This is a genomic window from Rhizobium deserti, assembly GCF_004358025.1.
GTDB classification, from domain to species: Bacteria; Pseudomonadota; Alphaproteobacteria; order Rhizobiales; family Rhizobiaceae; genus Neorhizobium; species Neorhizobium deserti.
This window is the reverse complement of record NZ_SMTL01000003.1, coordinates 596,356-614,623: the sequence shown is the minus strand read 5'-3', so window position 1 is coordinate 614,623 and position 18,268 is coordinate 596,356. Positions and strand designations below refer to the sequence as shown.

General features: G+C 60.8%; 14 protein-coding genes and 1 other RNA gene. 8 read left to right on the top strand and 7 right to left on the bottom strand.

The features are described from left to right. Positions 1-222: 222 nt before the first annotated feature. The 5 genes from E2F50_RS15120 to E2F50_RS15100 are packed head-to-tail and all read left to right on the top strand — an operon-like array spanning position 223 to position 7,662. Positions 223-1,413 (top strand): glycosyltransferase family 1 protein, encoded by a 1,191-nt coding sequence (locus E2F50_RS15120; RefSeq protein ID WP_133316981.1) that lies wholly within the window; start codon positions 223-225, stop codon positions 1,411-1,413. Continuing rightward, complete coding sequence (gene glf, locus E2F50_RS15115; protein WP_133316980.1) at positions 1,406-2,587, top strand: UDP-galactopyranose mutase; 1,182 nt, start codon at positions 1,406-1,408, stop codon at positions 2,585-2,587. Before E2F50_RS15120 ends, glf begins: the two co-directional genes overlap by 8 nt. Beyond that, positions 2,584-4,728 carry a family 1 glycosylhydrolase gene (locus tag E2F50_RS15110; RefSeq protein ID WP_133316979.1) on the top strand — a complete coding sequence of 715 codons (2,145 nt, stop codon included), beginning with the start codon at positions 2,584-2,586 and terminating at the stop codon, positions 4,726-4,728. Before glf ends, E2F50_RS15110 begins: the two co-directional genes overlap by 4 nt. Beyond that, positions 4,725-5,867 (top strand): beta-glucosidase, encoded by a 1,143-nt coding sequence (locus tag E2F50_RS15105; RefSeq protein ID WP_133316978.1) that lies wholly within the window; start codon positions 4,725-4,727, stop codon positions 5,865-5,867. The genes E2F50_RS15110 and E2F50_RS15105 overlap by 4 nt, the downstream gene beginning before the upstream one ends. Beyond that, a complete protein-coding gene (locus tag E2F50_RS15100; RefSeq protein WP_133316977.1) occupies positions 5,860-7,662 on the top strand; it encodes an ABC transporter ATP-binding protein in 1,803 nt (600 codons plus the stop codon). Before E2F50_RS15105 ends, E2F50_RS15100 begins: the two co-directional genes overlap by 8 nt. A 308-nt stretch (positions 7,663-7,970) precedes the next feature. Here the strand turns inward: E2F50_RS15100 and E2F50_RS15095 are convergent, their stop codons facing one another. The 4 genes from E2F50_RS15095 to ffs all read right to left on the bottom strand — a co-directional run bounded on the left by E2F50_RS15095 (position 7,971) and on the right by ffs (position 12,979). Then, positions 7,971-10,451, bottom strand: coding sequence for a PAS domain-containing protein (locus E2F50_RS15095; protein WP_133316976.1), 2,481 nt, complete (start codon positions 10,449-10,451; stop codon positions 7,971-7,973). Between the two features lie 97 nt (positions 10,452-10,548). Next, on the bottom strand, positions 10,549-10,872 hold the full coding sequence (locus tag E2F50_RS15090) for a YbaB/EbfC family nucleoid-associated protein (protein ID WP_133316975.1): 324 nt from the start codon (positions 10,870-10,872) through the stop codon (positions 10,549-10,551). Between the two features lie 17 nt (positions 10,873-10,889). Then, the gene (locus E2F50_RS15085) at positions 10,890-12,785 is read right to left on the bottom strand and encodes a DNA polymerase III subunit gamma/tau (RefSeq protein ID WP_133316974.1); all 1,896 of its coding nucleotides are present in this window, start codon (positions 12,783-12,785) and stop codon (positions 10,890-10,892) included. A 97-nt stretch (positions 12,786-12,882) separates the two neighbouring features. Then, positions 12,883-12,979: signal recognition particle sRNA small type (gene ffs, locus E2F50_RS15080), an RNA gene on the bottom strand. 86 nt (positions 12,980-13,065) lie between these two features. On the opposite strand from ffs, the gene E2F50_RS15075 reads away from it, so the two are divergent. Both E2F50_RS15075 and nudC read left to right on the top strand, forming a co-directional pair. Next, a complete protein-coding gene (locus tag E2F50_RS15075) occupies positions 13,066-13,476 on the top strand; it encodes an HIT family protein (RefSeq protein ID WP_133316973.1) in 411 nt (136 codons plus the stop codon). Then, positions 13,473-14,444: an NAD(+) diphosphatase gene (gene nudC, locus E2F50_RS15070; protein WP_133316972.1), complete on the top strand. Its 972-nt coding sequence runs from the start codon at positions 13,473-13,475 to the stop codon at positions 14,442-14,444. Before E2F50_RS15075 ends, nudC begins: the two co-directional genes overlap by 4 nt. 90 nt (positions 14,445-14,534) lie before the next feature. Here the strand turns inward: nudC and E2F50_RS15065 are convergent, their stop codons facing one another. Both E2F50_RS15065 and E2F50_RS15060 read right to left on the bottom strand, forming a co-directional pair. Next, on the bottom strand, positions 14,535-15,398 hold the full coding sequence (locus tag E2F50_RS15065; protein WP_133316971.1) for a prephenate dehydratase: 864 nt from the start codon (positions 15,396-15,398) through the stop codon (positions 14,535-14,537). Positions 15,399-15,408: 10 nt separating this feature from the next. Next, on the bottom strand, positions 15,409-16,170 hold the full coding sequence (locus E2F50_RS15060) for a 3-deoxy-manno-octulosonate cytidylyltransferase (RefSeq protein WP_133316970.1): 762 nt from the start codon (positions 16,168-16,170) through the stop codon (positions 15,409-15,411). A 149-nt stretch (positions 16,171-16,319) separates the two neighbouring features. Here E2F50_RS15060 and E2F50_RS15055 point away from each other — a divergent pair, with 149 nt between their 5' ends. Beyond that, positions 16,320-16,895, top strand: a complete 576-nt coding sequence (locus E2F50_RS15055; protein WP_133316969.1) for a c-type cytochrome — start codon at positions 16,320-16,322, stop codon at positions 16,893-16,895. A 79-nt stretch (positions 16,896-16,974) separates the two neighbouring features. On the opposite strand, the gene E2F50_RS15050 is transcribed toward E2F50_RS15055, so the two are convergent. Beyond that, on the bottom strand, positions 16,975-17,919 hold the full coding sequence (locus E2F50_RS15050) for an AEC family transporter (RefSeq protein ID WP_133316968.1): 945 nt from the start codon (positions 17,917-17,919) through the stop codon (positions 16,975-16,977). Positions 17,920-18,268 lie beyond the last annotated feature (349 nt).

Below are 18,268 nucleotides of genomic sequence, written 5' to 3'. Positions count from 1 at the left end.
GTGCGTCGGGTTGAAGCGCCGGCCGCCTTGTCGAAGTCACGCCTGTTCACATCCAGTGGCCAAGCGGACGCACAGAAATGCCTCTAACATAGGCAGTATCGTGCCGTGACAATAAATATCACCGGATCGGGAACTTCCACCTCTCAGTCCGGTTTGCAGCATGCCCTACTGCAGAACATTTCAATGTAGATCGTCATCACATCGGCACCGCAAGGAGCGTTCATGCGTGCAATCTCTAGCCTTATTCCAAACATACCTGCCGCATCCACTAACCTTCTCATCTGCTTTTCACATCTTCGCTGGAACTTTGTTTATCAGAGACCACAGCATCTGCTTTCGCGCGCTGCCAAGTCGGACATCGTTTATTTTCTGGAAGAACCTGTCTTTGAGGACGTAAGTTCCCCGCGTCTGGACCTGCGTACGACCGATGAAGGTGTGGTTGTCGGAGTGCCGGTTCTGCCGCACGGATTGTCGGGAGAGCAGGTGGTGAACATCCAGCGGGAGCTGCTTGATGATCTGCTGGCGACCCTGCCGGACCGGCCGTTGATCTTCTGGTACTATACCCCGATGGCCCTGGAATTCTCCCGTCATGTGCGGCCGGAAGTCTGCATCTACGACAACATGGACGAGCTCTCAGCATTTCGCGGTGCTCCGGCTCCGCTTCTCGCCTTGGAACGCGAGCTGTTCGAGCGCGCCGACATCGTGTTTACCGGCGGCGAAAGCCTCTATGAGGCAAAGCAGGGCCGTCATCACAATGTGCGCTGTTTCCCCAGCAGCATAGATGTCAGCCATTTCGGAAAGGCGCGCCTTGCCTCCCTCGATCAGGCTGAAGACCAATCAAGCCTGCCGGGCCCGCGGCTTGGCTTCTTCGGCGTCATCGACGAGCGCATGGATATCGATCTTGTCGGTCAGCTTGCCGACCTGCGGCCGGACTGGCAGTTCGTGATGATCGGCCCCGTCGTCAAGATCGACCCGAACTCGCTGCCGCAGCGCTCCAACCTGCATTGGCTGGGCGGTCGCGAATACCGCGACCTGCCGCGCTATCTGAAGGGCTGGGATGTCGGCATCATGCCTTTTGCCATGAACGAAGCCACCCGTTTCATCAGCCCCACCAAGACGCCTGAATTCCTGGCCGCCGGCGTTCCCGTTGTTTCGACGCCGATCAAGGATGTCGTCAGGCCCTATGGCAAGATGGGGCTGGTGGAAATAGCCGATGGGGCGGAAGAAATGATTTCCAAATGCGATCTGCTCTTGTCTCGCCCGAAGCAGCCTTGGCTTTTGACCGTTGATGAGCATCTTTCCAAGAACTCCTGGGACAAGACCTGGGACCGCATGAGGGAAGCGATCGACCGCGTCATGCTGCCGGTTGAGAAGATCCGTGCGCCGGCCCGTCGGGAGAGCGTGAATGTATGATTGGCTGATCGTCGGTGCCGGCTTTGCCGGCAGCGTACTGGCGGAGCGCTTGGCCACGGAACGGGGCGAAAAGGTTCTCATCATCGACCGTCGCCCGCATATCGGTGGCAATGCCTACGACCGGTTCGACGAGGCCGGTCTGCTGATCCACCAATATGGGCCGCATATCTTCCACACCAATTCCGACCAGATCTTCGACTACCTGTCGCGGTTCACCCAATGGCGGCCCTATGAGCACCGGGTGCTGGCAGAAGTGGACGGAAAGCAGCTGCCGATACCGATCAACCTCGATACGATCAACGGTTTGTACGGCCTCGACCTGACCTCCGAACAGCTAACGGACTGGTTTGCAGCTCGGGCCGAAACGGTTGAGGAAATCAAGACTTCGGAAGACGTCGTGGTCAGCCAGGTCGGGCGCGAGCTGTATGAGAAGTTTTTCCGCGGCTATACGCTGAAGCAATGGGGCGTGGATCCGTCGCAGCTCGACAAGTCCGTGACGTCGCGGGTTCCCACCCGTACCAACCGGGACGACCGCTATTTTACCGACCAGCATCAGGCCATGCCGTTGAACGGCTATACGAAGATGTTCGAGCAGATGCTGGCTCACCCCAACATCCACATCATGCTGCAGACGGATTATGCAGATGTCGTGGATGAGGTTCAGTTCAAGCGGCTGATCTTTACCGGCCCGATCGACGAATTCTTCGAATACCGGTTCGGGCGCCTGCCGTACCGTTCCTTGAGCTTCGAGCATGTGACGCTCGAAAAGGAATGGCATCAGCCGGTCGCGGTAGTGAACTGTCCGATGCAACACGACTATACGCGTGTAACGGAATACAAGTACCTGACCGGCCAGCAGCATTCGAAAACGAGCCTGACATACGAATATCCGGCTGCCGATGGCGATCCTTATTATCCCATCCCTCGCCCGGAAAATGCCGAGCGTTTCCGCAAATACGACGAACTGGCGCGGCAAACGCCGGATGTCTGGTTCGTCGGACGGCTGGCCACCTATCGCTACTACAATATGGACCAGGTGGTGGGCCAGGCCCTGGCGACGTTCAAGCGTATTCAGGCGGAAGTTCCAGCCGATCACAGTTTGGGCGATGAGCGTTTGGGCAAGGCCAATGGTCATGCGGCCGACTTCGTCACGCCTGCGGGTCTGCCTTTATGACCGCAAGGGCTCAGCCCGACAAGCTGGAGCTCTGGGGCGGCGTTGAATGTTCAGTTGTCCGGATCAGGAAAGATTGGCGGGACCAGGTGGCTGAAACCGGCCATCTGGATCGCGAGGAGGATCTGGATCGGATCGCCGCCCTGGGCATCCGCACGCTGCGCTATCCGGTGCTGTGGGAGAAGGTCTGCCCTTCGCCTTCGAAGGTAGATTTCTCTTGGCATGATCGCCGCCTGGCGCGAATGAGCGATCTAGGGATCAGGCCGATCCTCGGCCTGCTGCACCACGGCAGTGGTCCTTCGTTCACGGGCCTTATGGACCGGGAATTCCCGGCCCTGTTCGCCGCCTATGCCCAAAAAGTGGCGCGGCGCTGTCCGCATGTCACCGACTTCACGCCCATCAACGAACCCCTGACGACGGCCCGCTTTTCCGGTCTTTATGGTCACTGGTATCCCCATCGCAAAAGCATGAATGCCTTTGCCAGAATGATGGTCAACCAGTGCCGCGCCATCGCGGATGCCATGGGTGCCATACGAGAGGTGACGCCGGGCGCGAGGTTGATCCAGACGGAGGATCTCGGCAAGATCTTCAGCTCCCCGGCCCTGGCTTATCAGGCCGAACACGAGAACCAGCGTCGCTGGCTGACCTTCGACCTGCTGCATGGCCTGGTCGACCGGCATCACCCCTGGTTTGAAATCCTCTGCCGTCATGGCATAGACGAGGCCGAGCTTGAGGCTTTCGTCGACAATCCCTGCATGCCGGACGTGATCGGGATCAACCATTATCTCACGAGCGACCGCTTCCTGGAGAACCGGCGTGGCGCCATACCGCCGGGCATCGGCCTTGGCGGCAATGGCCGTCACCGTTACGCGGACCTGGAAGCGGTTCGGGTGCCGATGGAGCCGGATGCAACGGGGCCGCAGGCGCGGCTGAGGGAAGCCTGGCTCCGTTACAAGCGCCCGCTTGCCGCCACCGAATGCCATCATGGCTCGACCCGGGACGAGCAACTGCGGTGGCTGCACGAGGTCTGGAATGCGGCGCAGGCGCTTCGGGCCGAGGGCGCCGATATCCGCGCCGTCACCGTCTGGGCGCTTTTAGGGTTGAAGGACTGGAACAGCCTTCTTCTGCTCAACAACCAGCACTACGAGCCGGGCGCCTACGACATACGCTCGCCGCAGCCGCGGCGGACCGCTATCGGCCGCGCAACAAAAGAGATAGCCGAGACCGGCAATTTCGATCATCCGGTTCTCAAGGCGCCGGGCTGGTGGCGTCGGGAGCAGCGTTTCTACGTCCAGCCGTCGATCGCCCTGCCTTACGACCAGATGCGTTCCTTGTTTATCCTTTCGGCAGACGGCTCTTTCGCTCATTGCCTGACGACGATCGCGTGGCATCGCGGCTTGCGACCGGTTGGCTTGCCGTTGCGGATGGAAGAGCCGCTGGAGCTGCTGGCCTTCAAAGCGCGCCTTGAGGCCGAGCGGCCATGGGCTGTTATCGTCAATGGCACCGGCGCGACCGGTACGGTCACAGGCGCATTGGAAACAGCCCTGGCTGCCGCCTGTGCCAGTGCCAAGGTTCAGTTCATGTCCATCTCTTCCGTGCAGATGTTCACGATCAACGGGGCGCATGCCTGGACGGAGGCAGAAGCGCCTAACCTTGAAACGCAAGAGGCTTTGGGGCGCCGGGACGTGGAGCAAGCCATTTTCCAGGCCAACGAGCGAGCCCTTCTTGTGCGCACGACGCCGGTGTTCACCGATGGAGAGCAGGAGCGGGGCTGGATGACCAGCCACAAGGGCGCCAAAACCGTGCCCGATCTCGTTTCTGCGACCTATGCGCCCGATCTCGCGCATGCAGCCCTGGATCTTCTGGTCGATCAGGAATGGGGGCTCTGGCACCTGGCCAGTCAGCCACCTAGCTCCGCCGCCGAGTTGGCGAAGCTTCTTCTGATGGACGGGCTTTCAAGCAGTCCAGCAGCAAAATCCTATTCTTCCGGCAGCCAATCCGGCGTCGTCGCCTTGGAAAGCATACGGGGGGCCATCATGCCATCGCTTTTTGACGCACTATCCCGCTTCACGCCGAAGGCTTCAGGCTATACGATTGCAGCGTCGACCGCTTCTGCGGAAGAACTCGACGGAGCCCTGGCATGAGCAACGACATGCTGCGCAGTTTCTTCCTCGGCGGTTTTGAATGCTCGAGCCATCGGCGTGCCGACGGGGTCCGCCTGGACCTCTTGAGAACCACGACCCATGACGTCCTGGCAGGCTCCGATTACCGGCAGCTGCAGAACTGCGGAATCTCCACGGTCCGGGACGGGTTGCGCTGGCACCTCATCGAAGTTTCACCGGGGCAATACGACTGGTCGAGCTTCCTGCCTATGCTGCGCGGCGCAGCGGAATGCCAGACCGAAGTGATTTGGGACCTGTGTCATTATGGCTGGCCGGATCATCTCGATATCTGGTCGCCGGAATTCGTCAGCAGCTTTTCCCGCTTCGCCGCGGCAGCAGCGGAACTGATCCGCAGCGAAACAGGGCGCAGCGGGCTCTATTGCCCGGTCAATGAAATGTCCTTCTGGGCCTGGGCCGGCGGCGATTCCGAAAAGATCAACCCTTGCGCGACCGGTCGTGGAGCCGAACTAAAGCGGCAACTGGTCAGGGCAGCGATTGCGGCGACAGATGAGATCCGCAAGGTCGATCCGCAGGCACGCTTCATCACAGCAGAGCCATTGATCAATGTTTCGGGCGGCAGCGGCGACCAGGCCTGGCAGACCGAAGCGGAGAATTACCGCCTGTCGCAGTTCGAGGCGACGGATCTGCTGACCGGTTGCCTGGAGCCGGAACTCGGCGGACGGATCGACAATATCGATTTCATAGGCCTGAACTTCTATCCGGACAATCAATGGTATCTCGGCGGCTCCACCATCCCGCTGGGGCATCATTCCTATCGGCCCCTCTCAGACATGCTGGTGGAAGCTTATGAACGTTATCGGCGCCCGCTCGTTATCAGCGAAACCGGTGCGGAAGGTTCGGCTGCTCCGGCTTGGATGCATTATGTCTGCTCCGAAGTGGAGGATGCCTTGAGGCGCGGCGTGCCGATCAAGGGGATCTGCCTTTATCCCGTACTGGATTATCCCGGTTGGGAGAATGACCGCACCTGCGAAGTGGGCCTGCTCGGGACACCGGGTCCAGGCGGAGAGCGCCAGGTTCATCACCGTCTGCTCGATGAAATGCGCCGCTATGGCCATTTGTCGGACCTTGCGCGCAAGGCTGGGAGCTTTGCCGATGCTTAGCTTGACCGGCGCTCACTCGAACGAAGCTCAGCCCCATCACGTCGACAGGCCGGACTATCTGACCGGTCCTAAAGCCTTCATCTGGCACTACGTCAAGACGCGGCCCGGCCAGTTCGCCACCTTGATGGTGATGGCGACGACTGCGGCCGCCTGCGCTGTGGCAGTGCAGTACATGATGAAGCTCTTGGTAGACGCCATGGCTTCGCAGCACGATACGACGCCGGCCTTCATTGCCCTGTCCGGCTTCATCGGCCTTATTGCGGCCGAAAGCCTGCTTTGGCGGTGCAGCGGCTGGCTTGGATGCCGCGCCACTGTCGGCGTCGGCGTCAAGATGCGTCTTGATCTGTTCGACTATCTGGCTGGCCAGCCGATCCGCTATTTTGCTGAGAACCTTGCCGGTTCGCTCGGCCAGAGGCTGACCTCGACGGCAGGCGCATTCGGTGCTTTCGTCAACACGCTTGTTTGGCGCATTTCGCCGCCCTGTATCGATTTCATCGGCGCCCTGATCGTTTTTTCCACCGTCGACTGGGGCATGACGGGTGCGCTTGCCGTCGCTGTTGTCCTGTTGATGACCGGCCTGATCATGTTCGGCGAGCGCGGCCGCCATCTGCACCGGACCTTTGCGGCAGAAGCAAACCAAGCATCCGGCGACCTCGTGGACGTGATCTCCAATATGTGGTCGGTCAAGGCATTCTCGGCCCATGCCCGCGAAAGGAAGCGCCTTTCCAACCTGTTCACGGCCGAAGCCGATGCCCAGCGCGCCAGCTGGATGTATACCGAGCGCGCCCGCTTCATGCACGATATTGCTCTATGGGTGCTGGCAGGCGGCATGCTGACCTGGGCTGTGCTGCTGTGGAGCAGGGCCAGCATCACCCCGGGGGAAGTGGTGGTCGTCAGCGCCTTGACCTTCCGTATCCTGCACGGCTCGCGCGACATGGCCTTGTCGCTCGTCGAACTCGTACAGCATTTCGGCTTCATCGAAGATACGCTGAAGGTGATCGGCCAGCGCCAGACCGTGCGTGACGTCGATGACGCGCCGGTGCTTTCCCGCCGCGGCGGATCGGTTGAGTTCCGCAATGTGGTATTTTCCTATGGCAAGGCCGGCGAAGCCCTGCATGACATCAATATCAAGATCCCGGCCGGACAAAAGGTGGGGATCGTAGGCCCATCGGGAGCGGGCAAGTCGACGCTGGTCCATCTTCTCCAGCGCCTCTACGACATCGATTCCGGCAGCATCTGGATCGACGGGCAAAACATACACGAAGTCACCCAGGATAGTCTCCGCCAGTCGCTGGCCGTGGTCCCGCAGGAGATAACCCTGCTTCACCGCACGGTCATGGAAAATATCCGGTTTGCCCGGGCCGATGCGACCGATGATGAAATCTTTAGGGCGGCCAAGGCAGCCCATTGCGAAAAGTTCATCCACGGACTGTCGGAAGGATATGACACAATTGTCGGTGAGCGTGGCACCAAGTTGTCTGGCGGACAAAGGCAGCGGATCGGCATCGCCCGCGCCTTCCTCAAGGACGCGCCGATCATTGTCCTTGACGAAGCGACCTCGGCACTCGACACGGAATCTGAGATGGAGATCCAGCGATCGATCGTGGAGCTCATGCATGATCGCACGGTCATCGCGGTCGCCCACCGCTTGTCGACGCTCTCGAACTTTGACCGGGTCATTGTCGTCGAGCAGGGCCAGATTGTCGAAGATGGCAAGCCCGCGGAACTGCGCAAGAAGGGAAATCTCTTCGACCGCATGTGGCGCCTGCAGGCAGAAGGTCTGGCTGCAGAATAGCAGCAGTTCGTCTTTTGTCTTCGCCATTTCCGATCGAAAACTCGTTGGAAATACCGCCTGCTTTCGGAACTCCGCGCTGCCCCTCTGGTTAGCAAGGAAAGCTTGCGGAGGCAAAACATGAGTGCACACGTTCCAGTCGTCGGTTTCCTGATCCTCTCCTTCAGCCTAGCTGCCATGGGCTTGGTGATGGCAAGCTTCTGACCTAGCCGCGGTATTGCACAACGTCCCAGCGGTAGCAGGGGATGAGGACAGCAAGGGCTTGCCGCATCATGCTGCCGTCAAAGTATGGCGCCTGTGCCAACAGGCGCTTAGGAAGCGTCCAGAACATTCCGCAGTCTTGCGGCCAGTTCCTGCATGGTGAAGGGTTTCGCCAGCAGCTGGATGCCATCTTGAAGGATGCCGTCTTGCATGGTGGCATCGCGGGTATAGCCGCTGGTATAGAGGATCTTCAGGTTCGGTCGCATTTGCCTGGCGATCGCAGCCAGTTCGCGCCCGGTCATGTTGGGCATGACCACATCGGTGAAAAGCAGCGAAATGTCCTGACGCGACTGCAGCAGCTTCACGGCGTCTCGGCCATCACCTGCTTCAATGACGCTGTAGCCCAGATCCCGCAGAGCCTCGACAGACAGGCGCCGCACCCGCTCGTCGTCCTCAACCACCAATATGGTCTCGGCGGATTGCCCCGGCTGTGACGGCTGGGGCTCATCGGCCGGCTCGTCGTCGGATTGGCCCGCCGCCCGAGGGAGGTAGATATACGATGATGTGCCGACCCCCAGTTGCGACTGCAGCCGGACATGTCCCCCGGATTGCCGCACGAAACCGTAGACTTGGCTAAGGCCCAGACCCGTGCCTTTGCCGACGGGCTTGGTGGTGAAGAAGGGGTCAAAGGCTCTGGCGATAGTCTCTTTTGACATGCCTTCCCCGCTATCGGTCACGGCGAGACGGACATAATCGCATGGCGGGATCCCCTGCTCGGCGCCGTCCGCGGCATCAACGGTAATATTGGCGGTCTCGATGGTCAGTTTGCCTCCCGAGGGCATGGCGTCGCGCGCATTGACTGACAGGTTGAGGATCGCGTTCTCAAGCTGGGCCGGGTCCGCCTGAACCGCCCACAGGTCCGGTGACAGCAGGGTTTTTACTGTGATGTTTTCGCCGATCGTCCGCGACAGCAGCTCCGTCATTGCCTCGATCAGGCGGTTGGCGTCGATAGTTTTAGGATCGAGTGGCTGCTGTCGAGAGAATGCCAACAGCCGTTTGGTCAGTGCCGCTGCCCGTTCCGCTCCTTCCATGGCATTGGCGATCAGCCGTTCGACATTCGTGTCGCCCCGGCTCAAACGACGCTGGATGAGGTTGAGGCCGCCAATGATCACCGCAAGCATGTTATTGAAATCATGCGCAATGCCGCCGGTAAGTTGGCCGACTGCTTCCATTTTCTGGGCCTGGCGAAGTTGTTCTTCGGTCTTTGCCCGCTCGGCAATCTCGTCCCTGACCCGCTGCTCCAGGGTCGCATTGAGCAGCCTGATCTCGTTTTCGGCCCGAAGGCGCTCCACGTAAGCAAATGTCCGCTGTGCCACGTCCTCGGCAAGCGCAATGTCTTCTGGCCCCCATTGGCGCGGCTTCGTGTCATGAAGGTAGAGAATGGCGGTGAACTTGTTGTCGCGCATCAGCGGCACGACGATCAACGAGCGGCAGCCGATGCTGTCCCAGGTTTCCGCATAGGCGGCGCCGGCACGTGCGTCCCGGTAGCAATCGTCGACCACAAGCGTGCGCCCGGCCTTGAGTTCGGCGACGACGGCTGGTCCGAAACCATCGAGGATCCGGGCCTCTCCGGCCAGCGACAGGGTCGTCTCGCCGCGCGTCCAGTCCCGCTCGACGCGGACGACCTCTTCGTTGGCGTCAATCTCGCCATAACCGGCTCTGGGAACATCCACCTGCATGCCGAGCATCTGCGCCGCGATCGAGGTGGCATCGGTGGCGTGGGCAGACGAGCGCAGCCGGTCGTTCAACTCCAGCAGGAACTGCTGCCTTTGCTCGGCGAGCTTGCGTTCGTGGAGGTCCGTGCTCGTGCCGTACCAGCGCGTGATGACGCCGCTCTCGTCGCACATGGGCTGCGCCCGGGCGACGACCCAGCGATATTCGCCGCTATGGTGTCGCAGTCGGTATTCAGCCTTGTAAGGCTTTCCTGTAACAAGGGACTTCTGCCATTCCGCCTGGGCGGCTGCACGATCCTCGGGGTGAAGCAGATTCTGCCAGCTCTTGCCGGTCAGGCTGGACTTGGGCGTGCCGGTGAATTCGTACCAGCGGTCATTGTAGAAGTCATAGATTCCGTCCGCCGTGGTGGACCAGATCATCTGCTCGATCGCGTTGGTCATTGCGCGATAGCGTGCTTCACCGGCGACCAGCGCATCTTCGGCAAGCTTGCGTGCCGTGACGTCTATGGTGACGCCGGAAACGGTAACCGGACGGCCGTCCTTGTCGAACAGGCATCGGCCATGCGTGTTGGAATAGATGATGGCCCCATCCGGCCGCCGCACCCTGTAGAAGATGGAGAAACGTTCCCCGTCTTCGATAGCCTTGGCTATGGCCTCGCAAAAGATATGGCGGTCTTCCGGAACGATGCGAGAGAGCACCGTGTCCGTGGCATCCGACCAGAATCCGCTCTCCCCCTCATGCCCATACCGGCCGCGCAGCGAGCCGAATATGCTGATCCTGTCTGCGTCGAGATCGAGTTCCCAGACGCCGACATCATCCGTATTGCGGAGCGCCCTTGCGAGGCGTTCTTGGTCCATGAGTACTCCGAACCATAGGTGTTGGACGACGAGATGAAGGTTCGCAGTCTCCAGCCCCTCCAGGAGATAGGCTGGGCCCCAATTCCGCCAAGAGTGATCAGAAGGGAAGTTTCATGCCGGGCGGAATCGGCAGTCCGGCCGTCAATTCCTTCGTCTTTTCGGCAGCGATCGCCTCGGCGCGCTCCTTGGCCGTCTTGTGGGCGGCGACAATCAGATCCTCGAGAATCTCCACATCGTCTTCCTTGAAAAGCGATGGGTCGATTTTCAGGCCGACCATATCGCCCTTGCCGGTCATCTTGACGGTGACGAGACCGCCGCCGGACGTGCCCTCGACTTCGAGTGCGGCGATATCCGCCTGCATCTTCTCCATCTTGGCCTGCATTTCCTTGACCTTGCCCATCATGCCCATGATGTCGCGCATCTAGCCTGTCCTCTTCTTCAAAATTCGATGTCGTCGCCGGGCAGGATGTCGCCCTCTTCGGATTCCGCAATTGCCGGCGGTGCGACGTCTTCGGCCTCGTTGTCTTCTTCCGCGGCGCGGATGCGCACGTCGGTGATCCGTGCGCCAGGAAACTGAGCAAGGATCGCCGCCACGTCGGGATCGGCGCGCGCGTCGGTCAACCGCACTTCGCGGGCATGATTATCCACCTCGACCAGCGTCGCCTCGCCCTCTTCCTTGCTGAGAGTGACGATCCAGTGGATGCCCGTCCATTCCTTGAGCTTGACGCCCAGTTCGCCGGGCAGGGTGCCGGGACCGCCGTCGGTCATCCGCATTTCCAGCCGGCCGGGCTCCAGCTTGACGAGGCGCACGAAATTGCGAACCAGCGCCTTCAGCTTCGGGTCACGGTTCTTGCCGCAAAGGTCGACAATGTCCTGCAGGGAGCGCACCGGCACGGCTGGCGCCGGCTGTTCTTCCGTACGGCCAAGCGGAATTTGCCGTGGAGCGCCGCCCGGCACGGCCTGCAGCATGGCAGTCGGTCCGCCGGTCGGCCCGCCAGTCTGCATGCGGGCGCCGGCCATGTCCGACCCGCGTGCGTTCAGCGGCGGCTGGGAAGCGGAAGACGATCGTCCTGCGCCATTGCCGCCGGAAGTAGGCATGGGTGGCCGCTGGCCCTCACCATTGCCACCGCCGAACTCCGCCAGTCGGCGGGCAGCATCCTCGGGCGAAGGAAGATGGGCAGCATGGGTGAGGCGGATCAACACCATTTCCGCAGCGCCGGCCGGTCGCGACGAATTTTCCGCTTCTGGAATGCCCTTGAGCAACATCTGCCAAAGGCGCGACAGGGTGCTGACTGCGACGCTGTCGGCGAATTCGCGGCCGCGCAGCCTTTCGACTTCGCTTACTGAAGGATCGTTTGCCGCCTCCGGGATGTATTTGAAACGGGTCACGAGATGGGTGAAATCGGCAAGATCCGTCAGAACCACGACAGGATTGGCGCCGGCTTCGTACTGTACGGTGAATTCCGAGAGCACGGATGTCACGTCACCCCGTACAACATGCTCGAACAGATCGACGATGCGGGCCCGATCGGCCAGCCCCAGCATGCTGCGGACCGTTTCGGCGACCACGCTGCCGCCGCCATGGGCAATCGCCTGATCAAGCAGCGAAAGCCCGTCGCGGGCGGAACCTTCGGCGGCACGCGCAATCATCGCTAGCGCTTCCTGCTCTGCCGGAATGCCTTCCTTTTCCAGGATGGTCGTGAACAGCCCGACGAGATCGGCGGCGCTGATGCGGCGCAGGTCGAAGCGCTGGCAGCGCGACAGCACGGTGATCGGCACCTTGCGGATTTCGGTCGTCGCGAAAATGAACTTGACGTGCTCCGGCGGCTCTTCGAGCGTTTTCAACAGGCCGTTGAAAGCCTGGGTCGAGAGCATGTGCACTTCGTCGATGATATAGACTTTGTAGCGCGCCGAGACCGGCCGGTAGCGGACCTGCTCGATGATCTCGCGGATATCGTCAATGCCCGTATGGGAGGCGGCATCCATCTCGATCACGTCGACATGCCGGCCTTCCATGATCGGCTGGCAGTGTTCGCCGGGAATGCGCAGGTCGATCGTCGGCTTGTCGATTTCGGCTGTCTTGTAGTTCAGGGCGCGGGCCAGGATGCGCGCCGTCGTCGTCTTGCCGACCCCGCGTACGCCGGTCAGCATATAGGCCTGCGCAATACGGCCGGTCTCGAAGGCATTGGTCAGCGTGCGGACCATCGGCTCCTGGCCGACCATCAGGTCCGAAAAATCCTTGGGGCGATATTTGCGGGCGAGCACCCGGTAGCCGCCGCCTGTGGCGGGACTAACCACGGAAGTGCTTGAAGATGTGGGCCCGGTATCGCTCATATGGTCCTGACTCTGGCCTGCCGGCCTGAACGGGCCATTCCTGAGCGCGGTCTTGACCGTGCCGGAAGCTGACCAAGATGGTAGTACAAGTAAAAGGGTGGGAGGCTGGCACGGCGACCCGTGCCTGGCTCGTTAGGGCTGCTTCCTTCCGGACCTGACCCGGTTGGCGAGTGGCTCGTCCACCACCAACCTCCCGCCGCACATATCGGCAATAACGCTTCCAAATGCAAGCCAAGCCTGTAAAAAACTGCTATCAAATTTTCAGACAGGGGAGGGCAGCTTGAGTGTTTTCGAACTGGACGAGAGGCTCGCTCGGGATTCTGACCTGATCACCGTGCTCGGTCTATGCCAGCTCCGCCTGCTGAAGGACAGCCGCTGGCCCTGGCTGATGCTGGTGCCGCAGCGCGCCGGCATGAGCGAAGTCTTTGAACTTACACCGCTCGACCAGGCGCTCCTTACCTTCGAAACCAATAGTGTCGCCGCCGCCTTAAAGACCGTGACCGGCGCCACGAAGATCAATGTCGGAGCGCTTGGCAATATCGTCCGGCAGCTGCATGTCCATGTGGTGGCACGTTTCGAAGGCGATCCGAACTGGCCCGGCCCGATCTGGGGCTTCGGCAAACCCGAACCTTACGACGACGGCTCGCGACAAATTTTCATCAACAAACTGGCTGAAGCGCTTTCCTCATGACAGCAAACATTTTCGACAGCGATGCACCCCATCCCGAACCCAGTCTGCTGACTGCCTTTTCAGGCAACAAGCTGGACCGGCAGGCCGAATATCGCGCGGACGACTGCGTCGAGAAGGCGCTGGCCGGAGAGAACGCCCACGTGCTGGCCTTTACCGGCAGCCGGCTGATCCTCAAGCACGACGGCCAGATTCTCGATCCGCTGTTTGCGCCCTATGAGTTGGCAGAGCTGGAGCCGGATTTCGACAATGCCGTTCTGCTGGGGTTCAAGGACAGTGGCGAGCCGCGGGTCGCCGTGCCGGTCCTCATCCAGCCGGAAGAGCTCGCATCCCACTATAAGCCTGCTGAAGCCCGAGCCCTGTTTCGCGACGAACTCCTGGACAACGAGCTGCAGGGCGAGGCGGCGCAGGCGATCGCGCTTCTCAACTGGAACGCGGCCAATCGTTTCTGCGGCAAATGCGGCTCGCCGACCGAAATGAAGATCGGCGGCTATAAGCGGGTCTGCACCCAGTGCGAACACATGCTGTTTCCGCGGACCGATCCGGTGGTGATCATGCTGACCATCGATCTGGAAACCGACCGCTGCCTGCTCGGCCGCAGTCACCACTTCCAGGAAGGCATGTATTCCTGTCTGGCAGGCTTCCTGGAGCCCGGCGAAACCATCGAGGATGCCGTGCGCCGGGAAACCTCCGAGGAGGCCGGCATAGAGGTTGGCCGCGTGCGCTATCACGCATCACAGCCCTGGCCGATGCCGCATTCGCTGATGATCGGCTGTTACGGCGAGGCCAGATCCAGCGAGATCAAGATCGATCCGCAGGAAATGCAGGACGTGCGCTGGTTTTCCCGGGCGGACGCCGCTGCCATGCTGGATGCCGGGCCGGACAGCCCCTTTTTTGCACCGGTTAAGGGCGCGATTGCCCATCGGCTGCTGCGCGACTGGATCGAATGGGGGACGGGTGACCAAGGCTAGCTGCGGAACCCAAGCCAATGGCTAGCTGCGGTGGGGGCTGCGGTCAGTGTCCATAGACTGCTGCTCGCCTGACACCCCGACCGCGGCGCGTTAGCCTTTTTGCAGCGTACCGCGCATGGGATGCCCCTGATAAGTGCCGAGAATGCGTACCTTTTCGGAGAAGAAGCGCAGTTCCTCCAGCGCACGGCGCACCGGCAGGTCGTCCGGATGGCCCTCGATATCCGCATAGAACTGGGTCGCCACGAACTTGCCCCCGAGCTGATAGCTTTCGAGCTTGGTCATGTTGATGCCATTGGTGGCAAAGCCGCCCATGGCCTTGTAGAGCGCGGCCGGGATGTTGCGGACGTTGAACACGAAGGTCGTGACAAGCAGTTCGTCCGGGTCCTGGCGATGCACCCATTTCTCGTCGCGCGAAAGAACCACGAAGCGCGTGACGTTGTTTTCCGTGTCCTCGACATTCTCCGCGATGATCTCAAGACCGTAGAGTTCCGCGGCCAGACGCGGCGCAAGCGCTGCCATGCTCCGGTCGCCGACCTCGGAAACCAGCTTGGCTGCGCCGGCCGTATCGCCGGCGACGACGGCCTTCCAGCCGTTCGAGCGGATGATCTTGCGGCACTGGCCAAGCGCATGGATATGGCTGTGGACGGTGCGGATCTCTTCCCGCCTCACGCCCGGCAGGACCATGAGCTGGAAACGGATCGGCATGAAATATTCGCCGATGATATGCAGCCGCGATTCGGGCAGAAGGGTGTGGATATCGGCGACGCGGCCGGCAATGGTGTTTTCGATCGGGATCATGGCGAGATCCGCCTCGCCGTTCTCCAGTGCCTGGAAGGCGTCCTCGAATGTCGGGCAGGGCAAGGGTTGAAGCGCCGGAAACATGTCGCGGCTCGCCATGTCGGAATTAGCACCGAATTCGCCCTGGAAGGCGATGCGATTGGTGATTTGGTTCATAAGATATCCGTTATGATGCTAAGCTCCGTAAGAGAATTTCGCGGGCTTTGTCGAGATCGCCCGGCGTATCGACCCCAAGCGGAACGGAATCGACGATTTCCACATCGATCCGCATGCCAGCTTCGAGCGCCCGGAGCTGTTCGAGCGATTCGCGTTTTTCAAGCGTGGACGGTCCGAGCGAAACGAATTTTTCCAATGCCGCGCGGCGATAAGCGTAAAGCCCGATATGGTGGTAAAGCGGGCCGTTGCCGTAGGGAGCGGTCGCACGGGTGAAATAAAGCGCCTTCAGCCGGCTCGGCGAAAGCGGCGCCCCGACGACCTTGACGATGTTCGGATTGGTCTTCTCAAGCTCGTCTTCAATCTCGACAGTCAGCGTTGCGATATCGGTCGCCGGGCTTTCCAGGAGCGGACGCAGCGAGGCCTGCACCGCCTCCGGTTCGATGGTTGGCAGGTCACCCTGAACGTTGATAATGAATTCCGCCCGCGCGTCCGGATCCGCTTTCTGAACGGCTTCGAAGATGCGGTCGGAGCCGGATTGATGGTCCGCACGGGTCATGACGACGTCGAAGCCGGCAGCTTCGACCACATTGAAGACGTCCTGATGATCGACCGCGACGATGATTCGTCCGACAGCCGCTTCGCGGGCGCGCTCGGCCACCTGGACGATCATCGGCAGGCCTGCAATATCCGCCAGGGGCTTTCCCGGCAGGCGTGTGGATGCCATGCGCGCCGGTATCAGCACCAGCGTTCGGTCGAAAGCCGAATTCTTCATCGAAGACCCTTCTAATCCCGCACAAACAGTGGCAAAACGTCTCAATCGCGGGCCGACAATCGTATTGCAACACCAATGCAAAAGACATAGGTTTCGCGCAATTTCAAGATGTCCGCTTGGACGGAGCGGGTGGGAAGGAGCCTTTGCTGATGAACCCTTACGTGAACATGGCGGTGGGCGCCCTGCTTGCCACTGTTTTTGTATTGATGTCCGTGTCGATCGCGTCGGAAGGGATCTTCCATTCGGCCGCTCCTGAAAAAGAAGGATTCGCCATTGTCGCGGCCGAGCCGACGGAAGCCGAAGCCGGTGGCGAGGCGGCTCCTGCGGCCGTGCCGATCGGTCAGCTTCTGGCAAAAGCCGATGCCAAGGCCGGCGAAACGGTCTTCAAGAAGTGTCAGGCCTGTCACTCCGGGGAGAAGGGCGGACCGAACAAGGTCGGCCCCGATCTCTGGGGTATCGTCGATCGGCCGATCGCTTCGCATGAAGGATTTGCTTATTCTGCGGCGATGAAGGATTTTTCCAAGGGCGGATCGGAGCACTGGACCTTTGATCACCTGAACCACTTCCTCACGGCACCGAAAGCCTACATCAAGGGTACGGCTATGGGCTTTGCCGGCTTGAAGAAGGACGAAGAGCGCGCCAATCTGATCGCTTATCTGCGCTCGCTGGCCGACACGCCCGCGCCGCTTCCTGATCCGAATGCTCCGGCTCCGGCCACCAATTGATTGGATTGATGATCTGACTGCTGAACGCCCGGCTTGATCGCCGGGCGTTTCTGTTTTCAGTGTCTGGCTGCAGAGGCGGCTATGACAGCACCCAGCCCCAGAAACTGACGGTGAGGACGCCGAAGGCTGTGGTGATGCTGATAACCGAAGCGGCGAGGCTCTGGCCGGAGCGGAAGCGCTGAGCAATGAGCCATGCATTGATCCCGGTCGGCACAGAAGACGTCAGCACCAGGGCCGCAGTCCAATCGGCCGGCAATTCCAGAAGGTGGCTGGTCAGGTAGACGACGCTCGGCATCAGGACGAGCTTCAGGACGCCGGCGCTGGTGGAAAGGCCGATATCGCCTCGGATGGGATATCGGGTCAGGGCCATGCCGATCGACACGAGTGCCGCCGGTCCAGCCGACGCGGCTAGCTGATCGATCACGGTTGCGACTGCCGGTGTTAGTGACAAGCCGAGGAAGTTGAAGAGAATACCCACCACCAGTGCGACAACCAGCGGATTGCGGGTGAGATTGCCGCCCACCTGGCGCAGCACCGCAGGTATGTTGCGTGGTTTGCCACCGTCGACACGGGCCGAGGCTCCTTCCATCAGGATAGTGCCGACGATCATCATGATCGGAAGGTGGATGGCGAGCAGGATGGAGAGTGCCACCAGTCCCTCCGTGCCGACCATATGCGCCACCAGGGGCAGGCCGATGAAGATATTGTTGGCAAACGAGCTCGACATGCCGGCGATGACGCCCACCTTGGCATCCCTGCGGAATGCATATCTCGCCAACAGATGCGCGATCGTCCAGGTGACCCCGACACCCAGGAAGTAGGCGATCCAGAGACGGAAGGGCGATGCGCCTTCGAAGTTGGCGTTCGCCAGCGTCCGGAAGATCAGCGTCGGAACGGCGATCTTGAAAACGAACTCGCCCAGCGCATCGCCGGTTTCTTGCTTCAAGAGCCCCGTCCGTGCCGCAATCCAGCCAATCAGGATGAGAACGAAGACCGGAACGACATTGGCAAGGACTACGGACACGGGAAGCATACTTTCGCGGAGGGATCATATGCGTCTAACGCATGTCGGCCGCCGCAACAAATGCTTATGATGCAGACGAGGCCTGAAGGACGGGCAGCCATGCCCACGAAAAAAGCGGGGCAAATCCCCCGCTTTCCCTCCTGGTCCTGCCAGGTCGCCTGCCGCTTGGCCGCCAGTTCATCCGTGGTCGGCGCTGCAGCAGCTGGTTATCTTCTAGTCGTGAAAAGTAACAGTGGCATGACGTCGGGCGTGTTGCCCGCTTGCCGGCTGGGTCCGGCATTTTCTCTTCCCATCCAGGCCAAAGCTGGCTACCGATGTCCCCAACGCTTCTCCACACGGATCAAGACCA

What these genes read in the sequence shown, in the direction of transcription:
- E2F50_RS15120 (WP_133316981.1), top strand. Translation starts at nt 223, where the DNA reads ATGCGTGCAATCTCTAGCCTTATTCCAAACATACCTGCCGCATCCACT.
- glf (WP_133316980.1), top strand. Translation starts at nt 1,406, where the DNA reads ATGTATGATTGGCTGATCGTCGGTGCCGGCTTTGCCGGCAGCGTACTG.
- E2F50_RS15110 (WP_133316979.1), top strand. Translation starts at nt 2,584, where the DNA reads ATGACCGCAAGGGCTCAGCCCGACAAGCTGGAGCTCTGGGGCGGCGTT.
- E2F50_RS15105 (WP_133316978.1), top strand. Translation starts at nt 4,725, where the DNA reads ATGAGCAACGACATGCTGCGCAGTTTCTTCCTCGGCGGTTTTGAATGC.
- E2F50_RS15100 (WP_133316977.1), top strand. Translation starts at nt 5,860, where the DNA reads ATGCTTAGCTTGACCGGCGCTCACTCGAACGAAGCTCAGCCCCATCAC.
- E2F50_RS15095 (WP_133316976.1), bottom strand. Translation starts at nt 10,451, where the DNA reads ATGGACCAAGAACGCCTCGCAAGGGCGCTCCGCAATACGGATGATGTC.
- E2F50_RS15090 (WP_133316975.1), bottom strand. Translation starts at nt 10,872, where the DNA reads ATGCGCGACATCATGGGCATGATGGGCAAGGTCAAGGAAATGCAGGCC.
- E2F50_RS15085 (WP_133316974.1), bottom strand. Translation starts at nt 12,785, where the DNA reads ATGAGCGATACCGGGCCCACATCTTCAAGCACTTCCGTGGTTAGTCCC.
- nudC (WP_133316972.1), top strand. Translation starts at nt 13,473, where the DNA reads ATGACAGCAAACATTTTCGACAGCGATGCACCCCATCCCGAACCCAGT.
- E2F50_RS15065 (WP_133316971.1), bottom strand. Translation starts at nt 15,398, where the DNA reads ATGAACCAAATCACCAATCGCATCGCCTTCCAGGGCGAATTCGGTGCT.
- E2F50_RS15060 (WP_133316970.1), bottom strand. Translation starts at nt 16,170, where the DNA reads ATGAAGAATTCGGCTTTCGACCGAACGCTGGTGCTGATACCGGCGCGC.
- E2F50_RS15055 (WP_133316969.1), top strand. Translation starts at nt 16,320, where the DNA reads ATGAACCCTTACGTGAACATGGCGGTGGGCGCCCTGCTTGCCACTGTT.